The following is a 25,888-nucleotide window of genomic DNA, read 5'->3' as shown; positions in this document are numbered from 1 at the left end:
AGTGTCGACATGATCGGGACCCGGCATCCCCACTTCCGCCGTGGGGAGATATTCCGGACGTTTCTGCTGCTTGGGCTAACCTCCTTCGGCGGCCCCATCGCGCACCTGGGGTATTTCCGCGAGGCTTTCGTGGTGCGTCTGAAGTGGCTTTCCGAGTCGGATTTCGCCGATCTCGTCGCGCTGTGCCAGTTCCTGCCCGGTCCCGCCAGCAGCCAGGTCGGCTTCGCCATCGGCCTGCGACGGGCAGGCCTACCCGGTGCGCTCGCTGCCTGGTGTGCGTTCACGTTGCCCTCGGCCATCGCAATGGCGCTGTTCGCCTCCGGCGCGTCGGCGCTGGGGAGCGATGTCGGCCAGTCCCTGATTCATGGTCTCAAGCTGGTGGCCGTCGCCGTGGTCGCCAACGCCGTGTGGGGGATGGCCGGAAAACTGTGTCCCGACCGGACTCGGGCCGGGATCGCCCTGGTGGCCGTGTTCATGGCCGTCTTCATCGGCGGCACGGCAGGCCAACTGGGGGCCATCGTGGTGGGAGCTGGCCTCGGCGTGTGGTGGTGCCGGCCGGTGAAGACGATGACTAGGCCCGGTCGCCTCGAGTTCTCCGGACGCTGGAGCCGCTTCGCGCTTGCGCTGTTCTTCCTTCTCCTACTGCTGCTGCCGCTGCTGCCGCTGCTGCCGCTGGTGGCGTCGACAGGGGGAGGCGAGGTCGTCGCGGTCATGGACGCGTTCTACCGAGTCGGAGCGCTCGTTTTCGGTGGCGGCCATGTGGTGCTGCCGCTGCTGCAGGCCGAGGTGGTCGATCCCGGTTGGATGTCGGAGAGCACCTTCCTGACCGGTTACGGGGCAGCGCAGGCCATGCCGGGTCCACTATTTACCTTCGCTTCCTATCTGGGGGCGGTGATGGCGCCCGGCGTTAAAGGCTGGCTGCTGGCGGCAGTGGCGACGATCATGATTTTTCTGCCGGGCATGCTATTGCTGGTGGGCGTCCTCCCGCATTGGGACCGGTTGCGTGCCTCGTCGACCGCGCAGCGGCTGATCCAGGGCACGAACGCGGCGGTTGTCGGCATACTGGGGGCCGCGCTGTACGCCCCGATCTGGCAGGGCGCCATTGTCGAGCCGGCCGATTTCGCGCTGGCGTTGGCCGGCTTCCTGCTGCTGACGGTATGGCGCTGGCCGGCGTGGCTGGTCGTGATCGCGCTTCCCGTGGGCAGTCTCGTATCGGGCTGACGATTCCAGCGACGAGTGACTGGGTGATATGGGTCTAACGATCAGGCTGGCGTTACACAACGAAACATAACTTCCGCGCTTCTTTAACCTGTATGAACTTCATTGATGGCTGTGAGGCGTACGGTGATCTTGCAGCGTCAGGGAGACGCAGTGCCAAGGAGGGAGTCGCGGGAAGCGATGTTCACAAGGACGCATGGCAGGACGCCATGGCGAATTGGCAAGGAACTGCCACGATCTAACCCCGGCCCCAGCGGCCGGGGTTTTTTGTATCCACCTGGGCGTCGAAGACGCATCTGTATCGCCTCGTCACTCGAGGCCAGCCTGGCCCGGGAGCGCAAGCTTGCCTAAGTCGAAAGCCGAGAAGTCGGGTAAGCCGCATCACCACGATAGTGGCTTCCGTGGCCCGCGGCCGTTCTGGTGCGGCATCATCGCCTTTGGGCTGATCAATGGCAGGTATAGCGGCATGACCAAAACCCAGCTTATCGGTTCGTCGCCGTCACGTGGGTGACGATGTTGCCCGGTCGATCCTACCGACTGACCCAAAAAAGCCGCCATACAGGATGGCGGCCAGACAAGTACGATCGAATGATGAATCAGGCGGCAGAGACGGCCGTGCGGTGCCGGCTTCGGCCAACGGCGATCAGAGCTTTCTCGAGATCCTGAACCTGGCACTTGTACGCCGAGCAGTTCGCGCAGGTGACGCGGGAACCTTCCTCCTGCTTGATGGGCAGTCGAAATCGGTGATGGCCGCAGACGCTGCAGTCAAGATTCAGGGTGACGGTCATCATGCCGATTGCCGCATCGTCTGCTGCTCGAGGCGATGGCTGCTCTCTCTCGCCATCTGCAGGATCAGGCCGCGCGATAGATTGAGTGCGTGAAGCGCGTAGCTCGGCGAGGCGAGATCGGCCTGATGGCCGTAGGTATCGATGAATTCTCCGCACTCCGTGCAGGTGATCTCATCCCAATCTCGTGGACTATCTGCAGATACTGCGTGTTGGTTTCCACAGCGGGTGCATGAAATGTGATGCTTCATGATGCTCCCTCCTTGGTGATTGCTGGCCGTCCTGGCCAGCGAGTTGAGGCAGTCCTTGCCTCCGACGGTTCGACGATCCTTGTCGATTCGGCCAGCGGTCCTTGCTGCCGTTAAGAACACTTTGGCATAGCCGTAAAAATTGTACAAGGGAGATTTCGCGTACAAGAGTCGTCATCGATGGGCAGCATGTTGCTGCCGGCAGCATTCCTGCCTTCCAGCGGGGCGTCGATGCCATAATTACTTTTCGATAAAAGATTTTATCCTTTTCGATCAACGCTCAGGGTGCCAACGATTTCTTGCGGGTGAGGTCGGAGCACTACGGCGAACTAAATGTAATTAAGTTTATTTGTACAGCAGCCGATAGGACGTCTCACGGCATGGTGCGAATGATACAGGCCTTCTCACGCTTGCCGGATCCAGTTCCATACCGCCCAACGGCCAGAGCCGAGGGCATCTATCGGGGGCTTGCCATGCTGCTACTGAATCGAAGTGTGAAATTGCGTCTGGCCGCGAGCCTGGGCGCCTGTGTCGTGATGTTGTTCATCGTCGGAAGCGTCGGGCTGTTCGGTCTGGGCTCGACCAACGATGCGCTCGAACGCACCTACGAAGGCAACGTGCTGACGTTGAAAGCGTTCAGTCGCATCGACCGGGCGCTGCTCGGCAACCGGGTCAAGCTCACTGCGGAGCAGCGTGACCGCGACCCCGAATCGGCGCGGGCGACACAGCAGGAGATCGCGGAGAACGACGCCATCATCGATGCGGCCTGGGAAGACTACTATCCGAATCGCATCAGCGGCCCCATAGAGCGGGAGATGGCCAATGCCTTCATCACCTCGCTGTCCGAGCTACGGTCCTCCATCGCCGAACTCAACGCCGCCGTAAGCGGCAATGATTTCGATCGGGCCCGGGAGATCGCCACGACGACGCTGGCCGAGCGATATTCGGCAGCGCTCGGCGACATCCAGCAACTGGTGGATCGCAACAGCGCGCAGGCCGCCGAGTCCTTCGAGGGCGCGGTCGCGCTGTATGAATGGGAGCGCAAGCTCGTCATCGGCACCATGATCGGTGCATTGATCGTGAGTGTACTGCTGGCACTGTGGCTGATCCGGGGAATCATGACGCCGCTGGGTAAAGCCCAGGATCTCGCCAACGCCATGGCAGACGGCAATCTCGACAACGCGATCGATATCACCTGCAAGGACGAGTTCGGCGTGATGCTGCGCTCGCTGAAGGCGATGGAGAGCCAGTTTTCCCATGTCGTCATGAGCGTACGCGGCAATGCCCAGTCGGTCAGCACCGCGGCGGACGAGATCGCCCAGGGTACCGACGATCTCAGTCGCCGCACCCAGGAGCAGGCCGCGAGCCTCGAGCAGACCGCGGCATCGATGGACGAGATCACCTCGACCGTGCGCCAGAACGCGGAGAACGCCGCCGAAGCCGACAGGCTCGTGCATGATGTCAGCCAGCGAGCCAACGCCGGCGGCGAGGTCGCCGGCGAGGCGGTCAAGGCGATGGAGGGGATCAATGCCTCGAGCCGCAAGATCGCCGGTATCGTCGGGTTGATCGACGAGATCGCCTTCCAGACCAATCTGCTGGCACTGAATGCTTCGGTGGAAGCGGCAAGGGCCGGCGAGCAGGGACGCGGCTTCGCCGTGGTGGCCAGCGAGGTGCGCAATCTTGCCGGACGCAGCGCTGATGCCGCCAAGGAGATCAAGCAACTGGTTCATGAGAGCATGGGTCAGGTCAACGCCGGTACCGAGCTGGTCAATCGGGCGGGCCATGCGCTGGAAGAGATCGTCGGGGGGGTTGCCCGCGTGACCACGCTGGTCGGGGAGATCGCTGTGGCCAGCCGTGAGCAGGCGCAGGGCATCGATCAGGTCAACACCGCCGTATCCCAGATGGATGGCGTGACCCAGCAGAACGCGAGCCTGGTGGAAGAGTCCAGTGCCGCGGGACGATCATTGCAGAGTCAGGCCGCGGCGCTGTTGAAAGAGGTCTCTTTCTTCAGGGGAGCCGCGAGCGGCACCGCCCAGGCGCTACCTGCCGCTTCGACCGGTGTGGCATCGACCGCGCCGGCCAGGAGCGCGCCGAAGTCCCAGGGCCAGGAACGGGCACCGGCGAAAGCCGCCCCACGCCAAGCCGAAACCGAAGAGTGGACCGCTTTCTGACGCTCGTCACGCTTGAAGCGCCTCCCGAGGGGGCGCTTCGCCTCGCGCCCACCCCCGGTAGGCCTTCCGCCCCCCGGACCCGCGTCATTCCGCTCGGTCCTTACTTCGCCGCCAGCTCGTAGATCCACACACTGAAGCCGCCCAGGGTATTGGGGCCGAAGGTATGGGTCAGCGGCACGTCGGTGGCGTCGCGACCCTGAGCGATCAGCACGCGGCCGATGCAGGGCGCGTTGTTGCGCGGATCGAAGGTCCACCAGCGGCCTCCCAGATAGACCTCCATCCAGGCGGCGAAATCCATGTCGGCGTAGGGTGGCGGCTTGCCGATGTCGCTGATGTAGCCGGTACAGTAGCGGGCCGGCAGGTTCATGCAACGACAGAGGGTGATGGCGAGATGGGTGTAGTCGCGACAGACGCCGACCTTTTCCCGGTAGGCTTCGGCGGCCGTGCGCGTGGGTCGCGAGTGCTCGTAGCCGAAGGTGATGTGCTGATTGACGAAGTCGCAGATTGCCTGGACACGGGCCCATCCCGGTGGCGTGCCCTGAAAGCGTTGCCAGGCGACTTCGCTGAGCAGGTCGGTCTCGCAGTAGCGACTGCCCAGCAGATACTGGAGGACATCGGCCGGCAGCTCCTCCACCGGATGCTGGCGGGCTGATGGCTCGACGGGATCGTAGCCGCCGTCGTCATGCAGGATCGCATTGGTGCCGAGGGTGAAGGTGCCGGCCGGGGCCACCATCCGGTTGCACCAGTTGCCGAAGCTGTCGCGATAACTCGATAGATCGACCATCGGCGAGGTGACCAGGTGATCGGGCCCCTCCAGGCTCGAAAAGCGCGAGTGGTGCACGTTGAGCATGGCGATCATCGGTGTGGGGACCGCGAACTGGTAGATCATTTCGCAACCGAGCTGAATTCTCATGAGCGGTTTCTCCGAGGTGCCGTATCGGCGAGTGTTGGCGCGTGTGGGGCAGCTTTGCCCTGGCGTGGGGGCTCGCGCCGGCGTTCTTTCATGCTCCGCCGCCGTCGGCGCTTGCAACGGGTGGCGGCGAGGTTCGCGGGACGGCGCCGGACCATGCCGGATCGGGCCCGCGTTCCGCGAGACGCAGGATCAGCAGATGAGGTTTGCCATCCAGCGTCAGCCAGGCATCGAAGGCGCTGTCGGGCAGCGGCTTGCCATCCAGGGTGGCGCCGGCCGGCCGGTCTTCGGAGGGCCGCTCGACGCGTATCACGCAGGCGCTACCCTCGAGGTCGATGGTGGCCGAAAAGCCCGGCCAGCTGTCGGGAATGCAGGGCGAGACGATCAAGCGGCGACCTTCGCGGCGGATCCCGAGGATGCCTGCCACGCCGGCCTGATGCATCCAGCCGGCGGAACCGGTGTACCAGGTCCAGCCACCGCGTCCGACGTGGGGCGGCTCGGAGTAGACGTCGGCGGCGATCACATAAGGCTCGACGCGGTAACGCGCCACGTCTTCCGGGGTCAGGGCGTGGTTGATCGGATTGAGTAGCGAGAACAGCCGGTAGGCCTGTTCGGCCTGTCCCAGCTTGACGAACGCCAGGATCGACCACATCGCGGCGTGAGTATATTGCCCGCCGTTCTCCCGCAGCCCTGCCGGATATCCCTTGATGTAACCCGGCTCCATGGCGGTCCGGTCGAACGCTGGCGTGAACAGCAGCGCCAATCGTTGTTCGGGTTGGATCAAGTGGCGCGACACCGACGCCATGGCCTGGCTGGCGCGTTCGGGATCGGCGCCTTCCGACAGTACCGCCCAGGACTGCGCGATGGCGTCGATCCGGCAGGCATCGTTATCGTGGGTGCCAAGCCATCGACCGTCGTCGAAGGTGGCGCGGCGGTACCATTCGCCGTCCCAGGCCTCGCTTTCCAGCGCCAGGCGCAACGCCTCGGCGCGTTCCCGCCAGCGTTGGGCGAGGGCCCGATCTTGCGGCGCATCGCGGGCCTCGGCCAGTGGCGCAAACAGCCTCAGCGCGCGCAGCAGTAGCCAGCCCAGCCACACGCTCTCGCCGCGGCCCGCATCACCGATACGATTGAATCCATCGTTCCAGTCGCCGGTGCCGATCAGCGGCAGTCCGTGTTCGCCGAATTGTTCGAGCGCCTGATTCAGCGCGCGGGCGCAGTGCTCGAACAGCGACGCCGTCTCGTCGGCTATCCGCGGTTGTGCGAAGTCGTCATGCGCCTCCGGCGCCAGCGGCGGCCCGTCCAGGAACGCGACCCGCTCATCCAGCACCGCGGTGTCGTCTGCCGCCTGGATATAGGTGGCGGTGGCGAAAGCCAGCCACACCCGGTCGTCGGAGATACGGGTGCGCACGCCCTGGCCGGAGTGCGGCAGCCACCAGTGCTGTACGTCGCCCTCGACGAACTGGCGACCGGCGGCACGCAGCAGGTGATGTCGCGCCAGTGCCGGCATCGCGAAGGTGAGTGCCATGCCGTCTTGCAACTGATCGCGGAAACCGTAGGCACCGCTGGCCTGGTAGAAGGCCGAGCGCGCCACGATGCGACAGGCCAGTGTCTGGTAGGTCAGCCAGCCATTGAGCATGAGGTCCATGGCCGGATCCGGCGTGCTGACTTGCAAGGTGCCATGCAGCGTCTGCCAGTAGGCTTCGACCTCGTCCAGCTTGGCGTCGAGATCGGTACTTCGGTAGCGCGTTATCAGCTCTCGAGCGGCCTCGTCGTCGCTGGCCTGGCCCATGAACGCCACGATTTCGACCGTCTCTCGGGGGGCCAGTGTCAGCTCGCACTGCTGCACCGTGCAGGGGTCGTGTCCCGCCCCGCTGCTTGCCGACAACGACCGCATCGCGGTCAACGCTTCCGGCGCAGCCAGCGAGCCCCGGCCGAGGAACTCGCGGCGGTCGGCGGTCCAGCGACTCTGGCGTCCGTCCAGGTCGACGAACCCGACCCGGCCCGGGAAGGCCTGGTTCCACGGGTTGTGCATCAATAGCGCACCAGTGACGGTATCGTGTCGGGAGATCAGGAACGGTGCCGTCCTGGCCCGCGCCGTGCCCATCACCCACGCGGTATAGGCGGTCACTATCAGCCGACGGGGGGTCGCGGTGCGATTCTCCAGCGTCAGTCGCGATATCTTGATCGGGTCGTTCAACGGCACGTACTGCAGCAGCATCATGGATAGCTGGGGCGTGTCGTGCTCGAAGCGGGTGTAGCCGAAACCGTGACGCGTGATGTGACGGGCCTGATGCCCGGGGCGCGTGCGACAAGGGCGCGCGGTGACGGTCGTCAGCGCGCCGCTGTCGGCATCCTGGACGTAGATCACCTCGCCGGGCAGATCGCTGACCGGATCGTTGGACCATGGCGTCAATTGATTCTCGCGGCTGTTGTCCGCCCAGGTATAGCCGCCGCCCTCCGCCGAGACCTGAAAACCGAAACCGCCGTTGGCGATGACGTTGATCCAGGGCTGGGGTGTGGTATCGCCATTGTCGAGCACGCAGACGTACTCGCGCCCGCCACGGTCGAAGCCGCCGGTGCCGTTGAAAAAGGCCAGGTCCCCCAGCGGCGGGCGCGAGGACGGTGCCACCGCCGGTCGCGGTGACCTGGTCGGCGTGTCGGGGTTGCCATCGATCACGACTGTCTTGTACGCCAGGGATCCACGAGCGGCGTCGGGAGACGGGGTATCGGCCCTGACCGCGCCGGACCCGAGTTTGTCGGCTCGAGCCAGCGTGTCGAGAGCGGGCCTGGATGAAGGCGGCGCCAACAGGGCGTCGAGTTGAGCGGTGAGTGCGCCCTTGCGCGCCGTCAGCACCACACGAGCCACGGCCAGCAGCAGTTCGTGACTGGCCAGATTCAGCTGGTTGGCTCTCAGCGTGTAGATCGAGCCCAGCGCCAGATCGCCTTCGACATGGGGGGGCGGTCGGTTGACGCTAACGGCCGATTCGATCGCCTCCTGCAACTCCTCCAGATAGGAGTGGGCGCGATCATTGAGCACCACCAGGTCGACGCCGAGCCCTTTGGCGCGCCAGTATTCGTGGGCACGCAGCAGGGTCTTGAGCCAGGCCACATCCTCGATATCGCCGAGCCGGAGCAGCACGATCGGCAGGTCGCCGGAAATCCCCATCGGCCAGAGGTTGGACTGCATCGCCATTCCGCGCTCGAGCATATCGGAGGAGGGGCGGAAGCGGGCATCGTTGTACAGGATCGGCGCGGCCAGGCGTTGGAAATCGGCGGCCTCTTCCAGGTCGATGTCGAGGTGACGCAGTTGCACGTGGGCCTGTGTCCAGGCCAGGGTGCGGGCGCGGTCGAAGGCGCTGGTGTCATGATGCTTGTCGATCAGTGCCAGCACCGCTTCACGACTCTCGGCGACCACCGTCCAGAAATCGATGTGGGCAACGTGCCCCGGCGTGATGTGCAGCACATAGCGCAGCGAGAAGATCGGATCCAGCACCACGCCGGTGGTGTTCGACAGTGGCTGGCCGTTCAGCGCCAGGGCATTGCCGATTTGACGCCCCCGGCCCAGAAAACGGGCGCGATCCGTCTCGTACTGAGGCGCTTCGCACTCCCCCTTGACCACCGCGAAGTGCGCCGCCCAGATCGGAGTTTCGCTGGCATCCCGGCGGCGTCGGGTCGCGGTCAGTGCGGCGTAGTCGGCGATGAAATCGGTCTCGACAAAGAGCTTGGCGAAGGCCGGATGGGCGTCGTCGGCGGGCGGCTGCGTCAGCACCACCTCGGCATAGGAGGTCAGTTCGATGGTCAGCGCTTGGCGACCGCCGTTGGTGACCGAGACACGTCGTACCTCTCCATCGTCCTCACCGGAGACCAGCACCTCGAGTGTGGTGGTGATCTCACCATCGCGGCGGCTGAAACGGGCGTGATCCTCGGCGAAGATCACCTCTCGCCAATCGGCTGCCTTGGCCAGCGGGTGCGCGCCAGCGGACCAGCGCACGTTGCTCTCCCGGTCGCGCAGCAGGATGAAGCTGCCCCAGTCATCGCAGGTGGCGTCCTCGCGCCAGCGGGTGATCGCCTGGCGCTGCCAGCGACTGAAGCCGGCGCCGGCGTCGGTCAGCATCACGTTATAGCGACCATTGGAGAGAAGGTGGGTCACTGGAGGCGACGAGGATGGCTCGCCGACGTGCCGTCGCATCGCCGCCGCTGCTGTCGCGGCGGTGCTCGACGGCGCGGCGTGCCTGGCATCGTTGGGAGATGGCAGGGTCGCGACTTCCCGAGGCAGGCGCTCGTGCAGCAGCAGCTCGCTGGCCTGGATGATCGGCTCGCGATGGAAGTGGCCGCGCAGCCGTCCCTCGAACAGGCTGTTGGCGATGGCGGCGATGGTCATCCCCTGGTGATGGGCCATGACGTTGCGCACGATGGCGAAGGTCCGGTCGATCGGCAGTCGCGTCGGGGTGAAGTCGATCGCCTCGAAGAACCCGAAGTGGCTCTCCGCCTCCATGGCTTGCAGGCGGGCAAAGTTTTCCAGCGCAGCCTGCGGCGCGACCATGGTCGCCAGTGCGGTGGCATAGGGGGCGATGACGAGGTTGTCGCCGAGTCCTCGCTTGAGTCCCAGTTCCGGCACGCCAAAGTTGGAATACTGATAGGTGAAGTCGATGTCCCGCGCGTTGTAGGCGGATTCCGAGATCCCCCAGGGGATCTCCTTGCGCCTGGCATAGAGACGCTGGCTGGTCACGACCAGCCGGTTGGTCTGCTCCAGCAGGCTACCGAACGGCGCACGCATGACCAGCGAGGGCATCAGGTACTCGAACATCGAGCCCGACCACGAGATCAGTGCGACGCCATCTTTTAGCGGTGTCACCGCCCTGCCCAGACGGAACCAGTGGCGAGTGGGCAGGTCGCCCTTGGCGATCGCCAGTAGGCTCGCCAGGCGCGCCTCGGAAGCGAGCAGGTCGTAGCAGCCTTCGTCGATTCGATCCTCCCGCGGGGCGTAACCGATCGACATCAGCTTGCGCTCCGGCACCAGCAGGAAGTGGAAATCCATCTCCAGCGCGAGCCGCCGCGATTGCGTTGCCAGCATGGACAGGCGCCGTCCCAGGGTGGCCTCGGATGCCGCCTCCGAAGGATCTCCTTGGGCGGGGGTAGTCCGGGACAGGGGCGCGGTATTCTCGGCGTCGCATCGGTGTTCGTCGAGACAGCGCTGCAGGATCCGCATCCAGCCTTGAGGCGGGACTTCCCCGGTCGCCTCGTCGGCGTCGGTGGCATCGCCGGACTGCGCGCCCAGCAGGTGCAGGCAGCTATCGATCGACTGACGCAGGGCATCGCAGTAATCGATGCCGTAGCCGGTCGATTCGAGATGGGAGGAGAGAGCGTCCAGCTCGTCGAGCAGGGCCGTGCGTGTCTCTGCGTCGAGCGATGCGGTGGTGGCGATGTCCTCTCGGCACAGCAGCAGGGTGTCGGTGAGGCCGTTGCGCGGGTCGGGGACGTGGGGGTGGGCGGCCCAGGCTTCGCAGGCGTTGGCCAGTGTGATCAGGTGGCCTGCCAGATTGCCGCTGTCGACGGTGGAAACGTAGAGCGGATCGAGTGGCGCCAGTGTTCGGGTGTCGTACCAGTTGTAGAAATGGCCCTTGCAGCGCTCCAGCGTGAGCAGCGTGGCCATCGTGGCCTCGAGTCGCTCCACGGCGCGATGGGTGCCGATCCAGGCAAACTCCCGCGCGGCGACGCAAGCCAGCAGATAGAGGCCGATATTGGTGGGCGAGGTGCGCTGGGCAATGACCGGCTTGGGGTCGAACTGGAAATTGTCTGGTGGCAGCGCGTGGGAATCCTCGGTCACGAAGGTATCGAAGAACTGCCAGGTGCGTCGCGCGATGCGTCGCAATGCCTGCGCTTGCGGCGGAGAGAGACGAAGGTTGTCGGTGGTGTCGGTGGGCGCGCGGCTGGTCCAGAGCGCAATCAGCGGAGCGGCCAGCCACAGTAACAACAGTGGCAGGATGACGATCCAGGCCGGTGGCTCGACGATCGCCAGAATCAGCGCCAGTGCCAGGCTCAGCAGGGTGCCGCCGGCCATTTCGCGACCGAACCCGGCCGCGCCGAGACGCTCGTTGCCGGCCAGCTGCGATGCCGTCGTCCACTCCAGCAGATGGCGCTGGGAGATATAGACGCGAAACAGCGTGCGCACGATGGCATCACCCATTTGCCAGGCCTGATCCGCCAGCAGGGCGAGGCTCAGCAGGCAGCGGCCCATTTCGGTTCGCAGGTCCCGCCCCAGTGTCCGCCAATGATGGCGCCAGTTGCCGTCGCGGCGATGGGGCGCGATCGCAGAAACGACCGGAATCAGCGCGGGAATGATCAGGCAGGCCAGCGTCAGTGCCAGGGTGGTGAGCGCGGCCGATATCGGCAGCCAGGCACAGATCATCAGCGCGCCGAACAGGCTAGGTGCCAGCAGCGATCGTCGCAGGTTGTCGGCGATCTTCCAGCAGCCGACGGCGGTCAGCGCCTGGCGATCCGATCGCCTCCCCCAGAACCAGGGCAGTAGTTGCCAGTCGCCTCGCGTCCAGCGGTGCTGGCGCCTGGCGGCAACGTCGTAACGTTCCGGGTAGGCTTCGACGACTTCGACATCCGAAGCCAGGCCGGCCCGCGCGAAGATGCCCTCCAGCAGGTCGTGGCTGAGCAGACTGTTCTCGGGAATTCGGCCCACCAGGGAGCGCTCGTAGGCGTCCACGGCGTAGATTCCCTTGCCCGCGAACGATCCTTCGCCGAACAGGTCCTGGTAGAGATCCGATACCGCGGCGGTATAGACGTCCATGCCGCCGGGGGCGGAGAACAGCCGCTGGTAGCGTGAGCCCTGGCGGCCGATGGGCAGCGAGGGCGTCACCCGGGGCTGGAGAATGGCGTGCCCGCGAACGACCCGGTCGTTGGGTCCGAAGACCGGCTGATTGAGCGGGTGCGCCATCTTGCCGACCAGCCTGGTGATGGTATCGCGAGGCAGGCGAGTATCGCTGTCCAGTGTCACCACGTAGCGCACGTCGGGCGGTACCCAGGGCGTGTGGCCGACGACGTCGATATAGGAGGTATCGTCGGCGCCACGCAGCAAGCGGTTGAGCTCGGTCAGCTTGCCACGCTTGCGCTCCCAACCCATCCAGCAGCCCTCGCTGGCATTGTAGAGTCGGCGACGATAGAGCAGCAGGAAGCGCGGGCCTGCCGGACCAGGGCCATGGCGCTGGTTGAGGTGTGCCATGGCGTCGACCGCACTGGCGAGCAGGATGTCGTCGCTGGCGAGTTCGGCAGTATCCGCGTCGCGGCCGTCCAGCAGCAGGGCGAAGGTGAGATCGCCGCCGGTGCCGGAGAGATAGTGCACTTCCTGTCGCTCGATCAGTTCACGCAGCGCGACCGAATCGGTCAGCATGGCCGGTACCACGACCAGCGTTCTGAGCGTAGCGGGAATGCCCTCCTCGAGTGCCAGACCGGGCAGCGCCTCGCCGCCGACACCTTCGCCCAGGGCGCGGTTGGTCAGCGCCGTCGCCACCTCGTAGGCGGGCAGGACAATCAGTACCAGCCACGGCAGTTGCCACTCCGGTGTCAGACCGGCCGCCGCCAGCGCCCAAACCGCCAGCCCCAGCAGCAGCAGCGTGATCAGGCTGGTGGCGCAGGCGTAGCCCGTCAGGCCCAGCTTCAGCACGGCCCGTCGAATTCGCAGTGCCATGGGCGGACGGAAGCCGAGCGATCGCTCCAGTTCACGACGACCGTCGTCGATCAGGTAATACCCCGGATCGGTGCGTCGTTCCGCCTCGGCCGGCTGGCAATCCGGGGCAAGCTCGGCCTGCGCGGCGGCCAGTGCCTGCTCGGTCACCAATAGCTCGTCCCGGTGCGAGCCGCGGGCCAGTTGCTCGATGGCATTGCGATAGCGGTCGCGGGTGGCGAAGTCCATCTCGGCAAAGCGGCTGCCAGCGCGCAGGCGCTGGTCGACCAGGCTGACCTGCTCGACCAGGGTCGCCCAGTCGAAATCGGCGATGTGACGCAGGCTGGTGATCACATTACGGACGCTGACGTTGGATGCACCTTGGCGTTGCTGGGCGTTGTGCACCACGGCGGCGATCGAGGTGTGCTGGCGAGCGAACTCCTGCTCCAGCCAGGCCAGCGCCGGCACCTTGCCGGGATCCTGATCCCTGAGGCGCTTGACCATCTGGGCGTAGAAGTGGGCGGCGAAAGGCTCGTTGATGTCGAGGTAGGCGTACGCTTGCAGCGAACGGCCATCGTCCTCACGCCGCAACAGGCTTTCGCATAGGGTATCGGCCTCGGCCCGGGCTTCCCGCGCATGGACGATCTGGTCCGAGAGCCGCCGCAGGTTTTCCACCAGAACCAGTCGCAGGCTGATGGCGATCGCCCATAACTCGCCGATGGTCAGCGCTTCTGAGCGCTGGTAGGCATTGATGAAGCGGGCCAAGGTGAGGGGATCGAAATGGCTGTCGGTATGGGCGACGTAGGCCCAGGTCAGGCCCAGCACTCGTGGGTAGCCGGCGAAGGGGCCGTCGGCCAGCTTGGGCAACTGGCGGTAGTAACCTGGTGGCAGGTCTTCTCCGATATCACTGACGTGTTTCTCGACATGGTGGTAGTGATCGAGTAGCCACTCCGCGGCTGGCACGATGCTGCGGCGCTGGGCGACTTCGTCGGCAATGCTGCGGTAGGCCGCGTTCAGCGCCACCGTGTTGTCGAGAAGTCGTCGATGCAAGGGCAGGACCGCTGGCGGGCGCTGGGTGACCGACTGCGCCAGTGCAAGACTATGCGCGTGCTGCTCGAGCCGCTCGGGGCCGAACAGCTCTTCGCGGACCGGGGCCCTGGAATTCCAGGGAGGAGGTGGGGTGGCACTAGCGTTGCCCCGCCGCCACCAGGCATTCATGGTTGATATCCCCGCGATGAGGCGCGGGAGAGAGTGATCGGCAAGCCGTTGCATCGATGCATTGGTGATCTCCTGCCGCCGACCGAGGGGGCAGGGCTCGGGTCGAGGCGGTAACGCCATGCCATGGTGAAGAATGGGGCACGCCTGCTGGCGTTAGGCGGTGCCACTCGAAAGTTCGTCGAGTGTCGAGGTGAAAAGCGTCGCGACCGACGGTCACGGCGTGCTACGAGGTGAGGTGTCACGAGAGGTGCAGGCCGATCTTGGAGGATCGGTACGCGCCTGGCGAGAATCCGAGCAGATCGTGAAGTCAGTATGGGTGCAGGATAGCGAATTAGCGAGTACTGACTTCGGTGCCGGCCAGGGGTCCGGCGCGACGGGATGGGATGCGCCTCTGGAACTGAACTTCCTGCCAAGAAAGTAGTAGTCAGCGGTGAGAGAAGCGACTAACTTCGTGAGGCTCGATACCGTCGAGCCGTCGTGTCCGAATCTCCTGACCATATCGTTTTCCTCTCACTCGAGAACAGGGGGCTAGCGCCTCCAAGGAAGTTGCGATGAAGATCACCCCGCACGAGCAGCGAGTGCTCGTTCTAAAAAAGAGAAATGCTCCTAAGGAGGGGAGTCTTACGACCAGGGCAACGATGGGAAAAATGCCGGCGGGCACACTCAAGACACGCCTCAAGAAACTCATCGAAGGTGGTCTCGACAGGGATCGTGCGATCGAGATCGCGTTGGGCCGCCCCATCGGCCCGCAGGGGCGGCCTAGAAAGACCTGAAGTTTCAAGCTGTTGGCGAGAAGCTGCGGGCGCAGAGGGAGCCGGTCGCGGAATTCATGGGTTTCGCTGACGCCCCAGGCACAAGTCGAATCGAGTCGACACGGCAATGAAGGTGGAATTGCAGGCCAAAGCCTGCTCTCGTCGGGCTTTTGCCGAGAGGTATCTTGGCTAGACTAGCCGTCGTTTCGTTCCCTGCGGAACCTTTCCTTGGCCCCGATCTCGATCGGGGCTTTTTTGTGGCTGGAGGTTCGCGCCACGATGAGGGAGGGCCCTGGGCTCGGCCATCCGATCATGATGGCCTCAAGTACGGAGCCATCGATAGAGCAGTTTGTAGAACGAGACGTCGGTCAACTGGTCGTATCGCGAAAGGTCCCGCTTCTGACCGAACTGCAGCTCAGTGAAGTAGTATTCGCCTTCCGACTTGATGATCTCCTTGATGTCGTCTTCATCGGCAGATGAATACAATAGTATGCGACTACCATGAAGGTACTGCTCTTCGGGAGCGACATGCAGTTTGCAGCTGCCAAAGGAGAGAGTCAGCTTCTGGAGCGTCAGCTCGAAGGTTTCGTCGAACTTTTCCAGCGTATGGGTCTGTTCATCGTAGCGACGATCGATGTCTTCCAGCTCCAGTGCATCAACCCACTCTTCGATGTTTTTCTGCAATAGACACAGGTCTTGTTTACGGGCTTCCAGCTGTTGCCTGAACTCTGTCAGGCGCTGTTGGCAAGTACCAACCTCATCTCTTATGTGACTTTTCAACTGCTCGATATCGACCATGGTCTGGATCCTTTGTCGGAACCTCTAATAGATTTTTTCATTATGATTGGCAACGCAAAAAACCGCCTCTCGGAGGCGGCTTGTCAAATGATGGTTCGCGTCAGGCTGCTGCAGGCTGGCCTCTGGCGGATAGCCGGTTCACGGCACTGAGCGCTTTCTCCAGGTCCAATATCTTGCATTTGAAGGCGCTACAGTTGGCACAGCGGACATTGGAACCTTGCTGGCTGTTGACCGGCAAGTGAAACTGCTGATGACCACAGACGGAGCAAGTGAGATCCAGAGTGACTTTCATCATGCCGATTGCCTCAAATCGAGGTGATGGTCATTCGGGAGGCGATGCGACAAATCCTTCTCGCGCGACATCTTCAACGTCAGACTGCGGCACTGATTGAGAATCTGTACCGAGTAGCTGGGCGCATGGATATCCTTCCAATGACCGACAGTATCGAGAAATTCGCCGCATTCGATGCAGCTGATTTCATCCCACTCGGTGTGCGATTCGAATAGAACCGGCTGGGTGTGACCGCAGCGGGTGCAAGCAATGGTATCTTTCACGATCAGCCCTCCTTGGCTTGGACGTTGGTCTTCCTCACTGACCAGTTGGCGGCAAATCCTTGTCGCCCCGTGCCGGGCATCCCTGCCCGATCGTTCCGGCTTTCCGTGCCGAATTCACGACTTCATGCTGGCATAGCGATGGAGGGTGTACAAGGGTTGTACGGTAGTGGATTCGATGTCTTATTATCCTGCGTTAAACAGTGTCTGGTAAGTCGCTGAATCAGCTAAGCCGGTAGCCAGTCGTGAAAATTGAAATTTTTTGTAAGCTCGCAGGTTGCTGAAACCGGGACATTCATCCTGGGTAGATTCACATCGTTGTTAACGTTTTGTCATCTACCGGGGGCTAGAGTGGCGATGCGATACCGGGAAGGTATCGATCAGCAGGGAAGCGCAACGCAGGAAGCGCGGTTCGACATCAGGGATGATGGGTCAGTACCAGCGCTCAGCCGTGAGGCTTGGCGCTTCTTCGTTGCCGTCTGGCGAGGGTGGCTGGAGCGCCTGGACCGGTCGAGATCGGATTGTCGGCATTCTTAATTGAACGCCAAGGTGTCGAGAACGCTATGCTTAGCGTCAGTGACCCTTCAATTCGGAATCCCCATGAGTTCTCTGAGCCAACACAAAGCGTTCATCCTGTTGCTGACGCTGGTGTCCATCGCGTTCGTCTGGCTACTGCTGCCTTTCTACGGTGCCTTGCTGTGGGCGGTGATTCTGGCGATTCTCTTTCAGCCCATGCACCGGCGTCTGGTCATCCGACTTAAGGGCCGGAACAACTGGGCCGCGCTCATCAGCGTGATGGCATGCGTATTCATCGTCATCATTCCCATGTCGTTGATCTTCGGTGCCCTGGTACGTGAGGGGGCTAGCGTCTACCAGCGCGTGGGCAGCGGTGATATCGACTTCAACCAGTACATCCAGCAGTTCCAGGGGTCGCTACCGGCTTCGGTTCAGAGCTGGCTGGGGGACGCGGGCTTCGGGAGCTTTTCCGATATTAGCAACCGCCTGGCTTCGGCGCTCGAGCAGGGGAGCCGGCTGATCGCCACGCATATGCTGAGCATCGGGCAGAACACGCTCCAGTTCCTGGTCAGTGCCGGCATCATGCTCTATCTGCTGTTCTTCCTGTTCCGGGACGGGCGCTCGCTCGGACAGTTGATACGCACGACGATTCCGCTGAGTGACGAGTACACCTCCAAGCTGATCGAGAAATTCACTGCCGTGGTGCGTTCCACCGTGAAAGGTAACGTGATCATCGCCATCGTCCAGGGGGCGATCGGCGGCGTGGCGTTCTGGGCGCTGGGTATCGAAGCTGCGCTGCTGTGGGGCGTGATGATGGCGTTCCTGTCGCTGCTGCCGGCGATCGGCTCGGCGATCGTCTGGGTGCCGGTAGCAGCGTACCTGTTGCTCAGCGGGGCCTACGTGAAAGGCGTGATCCTGGTATTTGTCGGCGTGGTGGTCATCGGGCTCGTCGACAACTTCCTGCGCCCGCCGCTGGTGGGCAAGGAGACCAAACTGCCTGATTACGTGGTGCTGATCTCGACCGTCGGCGGAATGACCCTGCTAGGGATCAACGGCTTCGTGCTAGGGCCGCTGATCGCCGCGCTGTTCATCGTCGTCTGGTCGCTGTTCCGTCAGGAGCAGCAACAAGAGGCCGAAATGGCGTCACGCGAGGGCACGGCGGGCGAGGTGGTTCCCGAATCGCCGAAGCGCGGTGCGTCAGTGGATGGCTAAGTCATGTTATTGTTATAGTGCTAATTAATTTTTGGAACGCTTTGGATCAGGGCACGGATGTCTGACTTCTCTCCATTCCCTGGCGTCACGGCCCGATGGGCCGCTGGCGCCATGCTCGCCGGGACCTTGCTGGCAGGCTGTGCCAACTATGCCGGGATCGAACCACAGCAGACGCTGACGCCCATCAGCCAATTGAGTGCCAATCAGGTGCTTGGCCGCTCACCGGTATCACCGGCCGCGTGGCCCGAGGCCGACTGGTGGAAGCGGCTGGGGGATCCGGTGCTCGATACGCTGATTCAGGAAGCCTTGAGTGACTCTCCGGACATTGCAGTAGCGCAGGCGAGGCTACGTTCCGCCAACGCTGCCATCGCCTCGGCAAGGGCCGATGAACTCCCCAGCATCGATGCCTCCGCCGAAATCTCGCGCTCTCGCGTCTCCAAGGTCGAAGACCCGCTCGGGCAGGGAAACTTCTACTCCACTTCGCGCTCGCTGCTGCTCTCCTTCGACTATGATCTCGACCTATGGGGCGGCGCCCGTGCCGCCTGGGAAGCCGCGCTGGGAGAAGCCCGCGCCCAGGAGATCGAATACCGTGCCGCCGGATTGACGCTGTCGGTCAATGTGGCACGCGCCTACGTCAGTCTCGCCGATGCCTATGCCCGCCGCGATGTCGCCCAGCGCCAACTGGACCGAGCCCTGCGGATCAACGACATCAACGATGAACTGCTCCAGGCCGGACTCAACAACCAGACCCAGAGCCTGCAGTCGCAGGTGACGGCCGCCAGTGCACGCCAGGCGCTGGAGTCGGCGCAGCAGTCGATCCGCAGCGAGCGCATTTCCCTCGCCATCCTGCTGGGCAAGGGGCCGGACCGTGGCGAGACGATTCCACAGCCCGACGCGCTGTCGCCCGCCATTGCCGCGCTGCCCAGCGTGATCCCTGCCGACCTGATCGGCCACCGGCCGGATGTCGTCGCCGCACGCTGGCGGGTCGAATCCGCCTCTCGCAGCATCGATGCCGCCAAGGCGCAGTTCTACCCCAATATCAATCTCTCGGCGATGGCGGGATTTCGCTCGGTGCTGGGGGATTACTTCTTCAGTGAAGCGGCCAAGTCCGGCAGCGTCACACCTGCCATCTCGCTGCCCATCTTCGAGGGTGGCCGGCTTCGTGCCAACCTGGAAAGCACCGATGCCGAGTACGACCTGGCCGTGGCGCAATACAACAAGACCATCGTCTCCGCGCTGGGAGAAGTCGCGGACGACGTGACGACACTGCAATCGCTGGAGCGTCAGCGCCAGAGTCAGCAGCAGGCCCTGGCAAGCGCCCGCTCCGCCTACGGGCTGGCCGAGGAGCGCTACCGTGCCGGGCTGGCAGACTATCTCGACGTGCTCAGCAGCGAGCAGCAGTTGCTATCGGCCGAACAGAACCTGACCCAGATCAACACCCAACGCCTCGACCGCTCGGTGCAGCTCGTCCAGGCGCTGGGTGGCGGTCTCGTGCTGGACGCCAGCATTCCGCCGGACGAGGACGGCCCGGTCGCTGCGCCGGGCGTGAAATGAGCGCTCCGAGAACTCAGGCGCGGCAGACGATATCGGAAGCGTCGCCCCAGTTGTCCGCCACGGATTTGGTGATTATGATAGGCGCCGCCTGGCCGGTATAGCTCAGCTGGCAGAGCAACGCATTCGTAATGCGTAGGTCGGTGGTTCGAGTCCACTTACCGGCACCAAAAAACCATTGGTTTAGGTATCGCTAAAAAGTCACCTTCGGGTGGCTTTTTTCGTTGGCGTCAACAAAGTCACGACACATGTCTTTGTGATCTGGTTTAAAAATCCTTCCTGTCCAAGTGGATACAGGATCGCCATGCAATTCAGGGCGATCGGCGGTGCAGCAGTGGGCAGGCGAAGTGACGCATCGTATGTAGTCGCACGCGCACTCGCCGAAACAACCGGTCGCAATCGCCATCCAGGCGGAGGCCATCCCTCGGAGGGCACGTAGGCACCAGGCAGGCGAACGCGACCTCGGTCACGCCCGTGCCATGCGGCAGGGTTGGACCCAAAAAAACGGCCCGATAAGCGTCATTCTGGTGATGACTTGCTTACGGGCCTGAAGATGCTGCTCCCTGCGAACTGTGACCATGAACCCAGTTGCAACTGGACGGGGTGTTTTCCGTCCGAGCAGTGCATGGGGAAACATTGTGGCCGTTATATGGCAGAAAGGGGATAGGTAAAATGAAAACAAAAGTTACATAACAAATTAATTAATAAAAACAGTAAGATACTTATTAAAATCATCCGGGTGTTCGATTCGCCGTTACACTCGGTAGCACTAGGTGCTGTCTGAAATCGATGAGCGGGTCTGGCTGGCTGCTCCGGTGAGTGTCTAGGGCTGTCATTTTCGGGAAGAGAGGAACGGTCAAAAGAAACCCGGCGATGGAAAACCGTCAGTGAGGACCGTTTGCCATGCCGGGTCGAAGCGGCCGCAGGGAAGCAACCAGAAATCGATCTTTGGTCGTTTCCGAGAGGACGTCGTTCATGGTCGCCTCTGGAAACTGACCTACGGCCGCTGTTACTGCTTAGTTAACATAAGTTAACGACAAGAAACAAAGAAAGTGTAGTCCTGGAGCGAAAGAAATTTCAGATACTTTCGTAGGGATCGCGGTGATCGGCCACGCCGAGCTCCATCGCTGGGTGGTCATACGCGTTTTCCCGGTTGCGACCGGCTGCCGGCTGATGCGAAGCAGTGTTGATCAACCGCCTGGCGAGGCATCGTCGCGACTCGCTGCACTGGCGATGGGGTGGTGATCGCTTAGCGATGACTCACGCTTTTCGCGCTCCGAGTATGACGCCTTTCAGGCGGCAGCGGAGCGAGGCTCTCTCTACAATCGGGTTTTTCGTCGCGATTCCAGCTCGAAGCGAGAATGCCATGAGAACGCTTGGATGCTTACTGACCGTCATCTGTGTGACGGGCGCGGGTCTGGGCTCGAGTCCTGGCGCCATGGCCAGCGGTAGCGCGGAGGCGAATCCCGCGGCTTCCCCGGCGTGTGCCAATTTCCGCTGTCGTTTCGGGGACGTGCCCAAGGCCGACCCGCCATTGATCGCGGAGCCGTTCGTTTCCTTCTATCGCGACCAGGTCGTCAAGCCGATGCGGCCCTACCACGACTGGGAGCCCACGGCCCCGCAACTGCCGGTATCCCGATCGCCCCGGGTTGACCTTCCCGACGAGACTGCGCGCAGATTACCGGAATCGGACTGATCGTCGCGGCGTTGACCTTTCACTAGCTAATCTCGAGGCGCCTTGCCTGTTAAAGATGCACCGCTGTCATGCGGCATTGGCCCGCTCTTGTCCAGAACGTCGTTTCCTGTCGCGAGACAGGGCGATCATCGCTTTCTCCAGATCCGCGGAGTAACACTTGAACGCCGTACAGTTGGCGCACCGGACCTGTTGTCTCTCGTCGGCTCGCACCGGGAGGTAGAACTGGTCGTGGTCGCAGATCGAGCAGGTGAGATCGAGCGTGACGCGAATCATGGCGCACCTCTGGAGAGGGTGGAGGTTGGGTCATCGTCGTTTCGTGGGCCGTAGTGTGGCCGGCGCGTATGACGCGATGATGAATAGCGTGTTGCCCCGCGCTTTTCCGCCCCATTTTCCGCCGTGGATAATTCAGGATTACTTGATTTACGTTATCGTTGGCGTGATCGGTGAGTGTCACCGTGGCGTCTCTGGACGAGAGACATCGAGGTTGAAATCCCTCGGCTCTTTTCTAGGATAGGTATCCCACTGAAAGACAACTGAGGATCCTTTGACCCTTTCCTAATCAAGTGTCGTGCGGCGCCTCATCTCATATGGCGCTTTGCACCTAGGACTGGATCTGAACCCTGATCACAAACTTGGAGGTGATTGGATGTCAGTACAGACCGCATCCCCCAAAAACCGAAACGCCACGTGGACGAAGCAGGATCGCTATCCGACACGCTTGCGCCAGCCGCAGGACGCGCTCTGGCAACAGCGTCAGGAAGACGTCGTCAAGGGGCGCCATCTCGATGGCCCACTGAACGGCGAGCAACTGGATCGCTTCGAGCGTGACGGTTTCCTGTTCGAACCCAACTTTCTGGGCCAGGCGGAACTCGACGCCCTGCGCGCCGAGCTGGCCTCCATGCTGGATCGTGACGACTTCCGAGACCGGGACTTCTCGATCACGGAACCGCAGAGTCACGAGATTCGCTCGCTGTTCGCCGTCCACCACCTGTCCCGGCGTTTTGCCGAGCTGGCGGAAGACGAGCGCATGGTGGGCCGTGCCCGACAGATCGTCGGTGGCGACGTCTATGTGCACCAGTCGCGTATCAACTACAAGCCCGGCTTCCACGGCAAGGGCTTCGACTGGCACTCGGACTTCGAGACCTGGCACGCCGAAGATGGCATGCCGGAGATGCACGCCGTCAGCGCTTCCATCGTGCTGACGGACAACCATCATTTCAACGGCCCGTTGATGCTGATCCCTGGCTCGCACAAGGTATTCGTGCACTGCCTCGGTGAAACGCCGGATGACAACCACAAGCAGTCGTTGAAACAGCAGGAGCTCGGGGTACCGAGCAACGATGCGCTGCGTGAGTTGATCAAGGCGCGTGGTATCGAGGCGCCGACCGGTGCCGCTGGCGGGTTGCTGCTTTTCGACTGCAACACGCTGCACGGCTCCAATGCCAACATGTCACCGGATCCGCGCAGCAATGCGTTCTTCGTCTACAACCGTCGCGACAACGCCTGTGTCCAGCCTTTCGGCGCCAGGAAACAGCGGCCCTTGTTCCTGGCCCACCAGCCGGACGAAGTATGGACGCCGCAGCAGGGTACCCACTGAGGCAGTGGTGATCGCCGTCCCGTGGCCTCGAGCTTTTCGCTCGATACCCAGGCCCGGGCCGATCTAATGCCAATAAGCCGCCGTTGGAGGTAGACTCGATGAGTTGCCGCCAGCGGCGGCTTCTTGTGTCTGGAGGTTGCCGTTTCGACGCGAACGTCGAGTCGTCGAACGGTCGGTCACGTTCATCGTCATGACTTTGGAGTTCGACATGCCTTTTACCACCCGATTCGTCGACGGTCTCGAGACCGGCCTGCCGCTGGGCAAGATTCTCTGCGTGGGGCGCAACTACGCGGAACACGCCAAGGAGCTCAACAATCCGGTTCCCACCTCGCCGATCCTGTTCATCAAGCCCCCGACCAGTGCCGTCGAACTGGAAGAGCCGATCGAGAGGCAGTTCAGCCACGGCGAGGTGCATTTCGAGACTGAACTGGCGCTGCTGATCGGTAAACGCCTGAGTCGGGTCAGCGCGGAAGAGGCAATGAGCGGCGTGGCCGGGGTCGGCCTGGCGCTGGATCTAACGTTGCGCGACGTGCAGTCGCGGCTCAAGGAAAAAGGGCACCCCTGGGAGCGGGCCAAGGCCTTCGACGGCGCCTGCCCGATCTCGCGTTTCGTACCGGTGGAGGGCGAGATCGACTGGGGCGCGATCACGTTCCATCTCGATATCAACGGCGAGCGCCAGCAGAGCGGCGAGACCAGCGACATGCTGTTCGACATGCCGGCGTTGATCGAAGAGATGACCCGGACCTTTACTCTCGAGCCAGGCGACGTGATCCTGACCGGCACGCCTTCCGGCGTCGGCCAGCTCCCGCGCGATGCCGTTCTCGGGCTATCGCTGTCGCTGGGCCTGGATGTGGGCACGCGTACGCGATAAGGCCATTACGGGCTACGGGCTACGGGCTACGAAGAGCGCCAGNNCCGCTGGCGCTCTTCTCTTGCCGGAGACCATCTTGCTCTCGCGGCCCGTCACTCCAGATAGGTATAGCCGCTGAGACCTTCCGACAGCTCGCTCACGAACAGCTCGCGCTCCTCGACGGTGAGCGGGCTGGCGATCAGTTGCTCGGTGAGTTTCCGCTTGAGCGCCTCGGCATCGAAGTTGACGTAGCCGAGCACGTCCGCGACCGCGTCGCCCTGCTGGACGTGCGATAGCCGCCACTCGCCGTTGGCATCCAGCGCCACGTCCACCGAGTCGGTATCACCGAACAGGTTGTGTAGATCGCCGAGGATCTCCTGGTAGGCGCCGACCAGGAACAGGCCGAGCAGCTTGTCGTCGTCGTCGTCCCACTCCGGTAGCGGCAGGGTGGTCTCGAGCCCCTGGCCGTCGACGTAGAGATCGATGCGGCCATCGGAGTCACAGGTGATGTCCTGGATCACGCCACGACGTGTCGGCTCGCGATCCAGACCGGTCAACGGCAGCACCGGGAACACCTGGTCGATCCCCCAGACATCCGGCAGCGACTGGAACAGCGAGAAGTTGGCGAACAGCTTGTCGGCGAGTTTCTCGGCCAGCTCGTCGGCGATTTCCCGGTGGGCGCGGTTGCGGCTGTCGAGGCGCTGATGGAGGCGCTGACAAGCGGCGAAGTAGACCGACTCCCCCTCGGCCCGGGCCTGCATATTGGCCAGCCCCAGCACGAAGCGATCCTGCAGTTCCCCCACCGCCTGGACCACGTCGTGATAGGCCTCGACCAGATCCCGCGGTTCGCGCATGCCTTCGAGACGGTCGTAGACGCGCCACAGTTCGGCAACATGGGCATCGCCCTCTACCCGGCGCTCCGGCTCGATGTGTCCTAGCCGCTCCTCGCCGATCACGTTGGTGACCAGCACCGCGTGGTGCGCGGTCAGCGCCCGGCCGGATTCGGAGATCAACTGGGGGTGCGGCAGGTCGTGGGTTTCGCAGATCTGGCGGAAGGCCCACACCACGTTGGTGGCGTACTCCTGCATCGAGTAGTTGATCGAGCAGAAGCTCTGGGAGCGGGTGCCCTCGTAGTCCACGCCGAGGCCGCCGCCGACGTCGACCGTGTCGATCGGCGCGCCAAGTTCGCGCAGGCTGTGATAGAACCGGGCGCACTCGCGCAGGCCGCGCTGGATATCGCGAATGTTGGCGATCTGCGAGCCGAGGTGGAAGTGCACCAGCTGCAGGCTGTCCAGCGCGCCCGCGTCACGGACCCGTTCGGTGATCGCCAGCAACTGGCTGGCGGTGAGGCCGAACTTGGACTTCTCGCCGCCGGTATCCTGCCACTTGCCTTTGCCGACGGAGGAGAGCCGGGCGCGCAGGCCGATACGCGGCTTGACCTTGAGCTTCTCGGCCTCTTCCAGGATCAGGCTCAACTCGGAGTATTTCTCGACCACCAGGTAGACCTTGTGGCCGAGCTTTTCCCCCATCAGCGCCAGGCGGATGTACTCGCGATCCTTGTAGCCGTTGCAGACGATCAGCGACGAGCCCTCGTCGCCGGACAGCGCCAGTACCGCCATCAGCTCCGGCTTGCTGCCCGCTTCCAGGCCGACCCTGCCATGGCCACGCTCCTGGGTGGCGAGAATCTCCTCGACCACGCGCCGCTGCTGGTTGACCTTGATCGGATAGACCGCGGTATAGCTGCTCTGGTAGTCCTCCTCCTTCATCGCCCGGTCGAAGGCCATGCAGAGCTGCTCGACGCGGTCGTGGAGGATGTCGATGAATCTCACCAGCACCGGCAGGCGCAATCCGGCCTCGCGCAGGCGATCGACCAGGGTGTCGAGTACCAGCGTCGGCCCAGGGGTTTCGCTGCCCAGTGGCCGGACCAGCGTGCGGCCCTGGTCGTCGACATCGAAATAGCCGCTGCCCCATTGATCGATATTGTAGGTACGGCGGGCCTTGGCGGCGGGGGAAGAATGCTTCATGACGCTCTCCGATCGACCGGCGGTGGACACCCGGCGTGAACGATGACGGTGGGCCGGGAACGCATTTTCGCGCGCATTATGACGATCACGACCCTCGATGTCAGGGAAAAGCTAGTCG

The 25,888-nt window shown here is 63.2% G+C and carries 14 protein-coding genes and 1 tRNA gene; 9 read left to right on the top strand and 6 right to left on the bottom strand.

Annotated elements, in window-relative coordinates; translation table 11 throughout:
* Positions 1 to 9 precede the first annotated feature (9 nt).
* A complete protein-coding gene (gene chrA / locus DOM56_RS06395; RefSeq protein ID WP_110708006.1) occupies positions 10 to 1,221 on the top strand; it encodes a chromate efflux transporter in 1,212 nt (403 codons plus the stop codon).
* Between the two features lie 784 nt (positions 1,222 to 2,005).
* Here chrA and DOM56_RS06385 read toward each other — a convergent pair.
* Positions 2,006 to 2,254 (bottom strand): hypothetical protein, encoded by a 249-nt coding sequence (locus DOM56_RS06385; RefSeq protein WP_110708004.1) that lies wholly within the window; start codon positions 2,252 to 2,254, stop codon positions 2,006 to 2,008.
* Positions 2,255 to 2,724: 470 nt separating this feature from the next.
* On the opposite strand from DOM56_RS06385, the gene DOM56_RS06380 reads away from it, so the two are divergent.
* The gene (locus tag DOM56_RS06380; RefSeq protein WP_110708003.1) at positions 2,725 to 4,422 is read left to right on the top strand and encodes a methyl-accepting chemotaxis protein; all 1,698 of its coding nucleotides are present in this window, start codon (positions 2,725 to 2,727) and stop codon (positions 4,420 to 4,422) included.
* Positions 4,423 to 4,522: 100 nt separating this feature from the next.
* Here the strand turns inward: DOM56_RS06380 and DOM56_RS06375 are convergent, their stop codons facing one another.
* Positions 4,523 to 5,335, bottom strand: a complete 813-nt coding sequence (locus DOM56_RS06375) for a transglutaminase family protein (protein ID WP_110598116.1) — start codon at positions 5,333 to 5,335, stop codon at positions 4,523 to 4,525.
* Positions 5,336 to 5,423: 88 nt separating this feature from the next.
* On the bottom strand, positions 5,424 to 14,222 hold the full coding sequence (locus DOM56_RS06370; protein WP_198655696.1) for a glucoamylase family protein: 8,799 nt from the start codon (positions 14,220 to 14,222) through the stop codon (positions 5,424 to 5,426).
* A 551-nt stretch (positions 14,223 to 14,773) separates the two neighbouring features.
* On the opposite strand from DOM56_RS06370, the gene DOM56_RS06365 reads away from it, so the two are divergent.
* The gene (locus DOM56_RS06365) at positions 14,774 to 14,995 is read left to right on the top strand and encodes a hypothetical protein (protein ID WP_110708002.1); all 222 of its coding nucleotides are present in this window, start codon (positions 14,774 to 14,776) and stop codon (positions 14,993 to 14,995) included.
* A 300-nt stretch (positions 14,996 to 15,295) separates the two neighbouring features.
* Here the strand turns inward: DOM56_RS06365 and DOM56_RS06360 are convergent, their stop codons facing one another.
* Together DOM56_RS06360 and DOM56_RS06350 are read right to left on the bottom strand one after the other, a co-directional pair.
* Entirely contained in the window at positions 15,296 to 15,772 is a 477-nt protein-coding gene (locus DOM56_RS06360) for a hypothetical protein (protein ID WP_157958177.1), read from the bottom strand.
* A 291-nt stretch (positions 15,773 to 16,063) separates the two neighbouring features.
* A complete protein-coding gene (locus tag DOM56_RS06350) occupies positions 16,064 to 16,327 on the bottom strand; it encodes a hypothetical protein (RefSeq protein ID WP_110707999.1) in 264 nt (87 codons plus the stop codon).
* A gap of 597 nt (positions 16,328 to 16,924) precedes the next feature.
* On the opposite strand from DOM56_RS06350, the gene DOM56_RS06345 reads away from it, so the two are divergent.
* The 6 genes from DOM56_RS06345 (at position 16,925) to DOM56_RS06315 (ending at position 23,767) form a co-directional block, all read left to right on the top strand.
* Entirely contained in the window at positions 16,925 to 18,052 is a 1,128-nt protein-coding gene (locus DOM56_RS06345) for an AI-2E family transporter (RefSeq protein WP_110707998.1), read from the top strand.
* A gap of 57 nt (positions 18,053 to 18,109) precedes the next feature.
* Complete coding sequence (locus DOM56_RS06340) at positions 18,110 to 19,606, top strand: efflux transporter outer membrane subunit (RefSeq protein ID WP_110707997.1); 1,497 nt, start codon at positions 18,110 to 18,112, stop codon at positions 19,604 to 19,606.
* Between the two features lie 91 nt (positions 19,607 to 19,697).
* A tRNA-Thr gene (locus DOM56_RS06335) sits at positions 19,698 to 19,773 on the top strand.
* A gap of 1,196 nt (positions 19,774 to 20,969) precedes the next feature.
* On the top strand, positions 20,970 to 21,299 hold the full coding sequence (locus DOM56_RS06330) for a hypothetical protein (protein ID WP_157958176.1): 330 nt from the start codon (positions 20,970 to 20,972) through the stop codon (positions 21,297 to 21,299).
* 646 nt (positions 21,300 to 21,945) lie between these two features.
* Positions 21,946 to 22,896, top strand: coding sequence for an ectoine hydroxylase (thpD, locus tag DOM56_RS06320; RefSeq protein ID WP_110707994.1), 951 nt, complete (start codon positions 21,946 to 21,948; stop codon positions 22,894 to 22,896).
* A gap of 208 nt (positions 22,897 to 23,104) precedes the next feature.
* Positions 23,105 to 23,767, top strand: coding sequence for a fumarylacetoacetate hydrolase family protein (locus DOM56_RS06315; RefSeq protein WP_110708074.1), 663 nt, complete (start codon positions 23,105 to 23,107; stop codon positions 23,765 to 23,767).
* 92 nt (positions 23,768 to 23,859) lie between these two features.
* Here DOM56_RS06315 and speA read toward each other — a convergent pair whose 3' ends face one another.
* Positions 23,860 to 25,770 (bottom strand): biosynthetic arginine decarboxylase, encoded by a 1,911-nt coding sequence (speA, locus tag DOM56_RS06310; RefSeq protein ID WP_110707993.1) that lies wholly within the window; start codon positions 25,768 to 25,770, stop codon positions 23,860 to 23,862.
* Positions 25,771 to 25,888 lie beyond the last annotated feature (118 nt).

It is taken from the genome of Salinicola sp. CR57 (assembly GCF_003206585.1).
Taxonomy (GTDB): Bacteria; Pseudomonadota; Gammaproteobacteria; order Pseudomonadales; family Halomonadaceae; genus Salinicola; species Salinicola lusitanus.
Note: the sequence above shows the minus strand (reverse complement) of the source record. Positions and strands in the feature narration are given on the sequence as shown.

Bases quoted from the DNA above. Each gene is read 5' to 3' on its own strand.
- DOM56_RS06365 (WP_110708002.1), top strand. From the start codon at position 14,774: ATGAAGATCACCCCGCACGAGCAGCGAGTGCTCGTTCTAAAAAAGAGA.
- DOM56_RS06380 (WP_110708003.1), top strand. From the start codon at position 2,725: ATGCTGCTACTGAATCGAAGTGTGAAATTGCGTCTGGCCGCGAGCCTG.
- DOM56_RS06315 (WP_110708074.1), top strand. From the start codon at position 23,105: ATGCCTTTTACCACCCGATTCGTCGACGGTCTCGAGACCGGCCTGCCG.
- DOM56_RS06370 (WP_198655696.1), bottom strand. From the start codon at position 14,222: ATGAATGCCTGGTGGCGGCGGGGCAACGCTAGTGCCACCCCACCTCCT.
- speA (WP_110707993.1), bottom strand. From the start codon at position 25,770: ATGAAGCATTCTTCCCCCGCCGCCAAGGCCCGCCGTACCTACAATATC.
- DOM56_RS06360 (WP_157958177.1), bottom strand. From the start codon at position 15,772: ATGGTCGATATCGAGCAGTTGAAAAGTCACATAAGAGATGAGGTTGGT.
- DOM56_RS06375 (WP_110598116.1), bottom strand. From the start codon at position 5,335: ATGAGAATTCAGCTCGGTTGCGAAATGATCTACCAGTTCGCGGTCCCC.
- thpD (WP_110707994.1), top strand. From the start codon at position 21,946: ATGTCAGTACAGACCGCATCCCCCAAAAACCGAAACGCCACGTGGACG.
- DOM56_RS06345 (WP_110707998.1), top strand. From the start codon at position 16,925: ATGAGTTCTCTGAGCCAACACAAAGCGTTCATCCTGTTGCTGACGCTG.
- DOM56_RS06330 (WP_157958176.1), top strand. From the start codon at position 20,970: ATGAGAACGCTTGGATGCTTACTGACCGTCATCTGTGTGACGGGCGCG.
- chrA (WP_110708006.1), top strand. From the start codon at position 10: ATGATCGGGACCCGGCATCCCCACTTCCGCCGTGGGGAGATATTCCGG.
- DOM56_RS06385 (WP_110708004.1), bottom strand. From the start codon at position 2,254: ATGAAGCATCACATTTCATGCACCCGCTGTGGAAACCAACACGCAGTA.
- DOM56_RS06340 (WP_110707997.1), top strand. From the start codon at position 18,110: ATGTCTGACTTCTCTCCATTCCCTGGCGTCACGGCCCGATGGGCCGCT.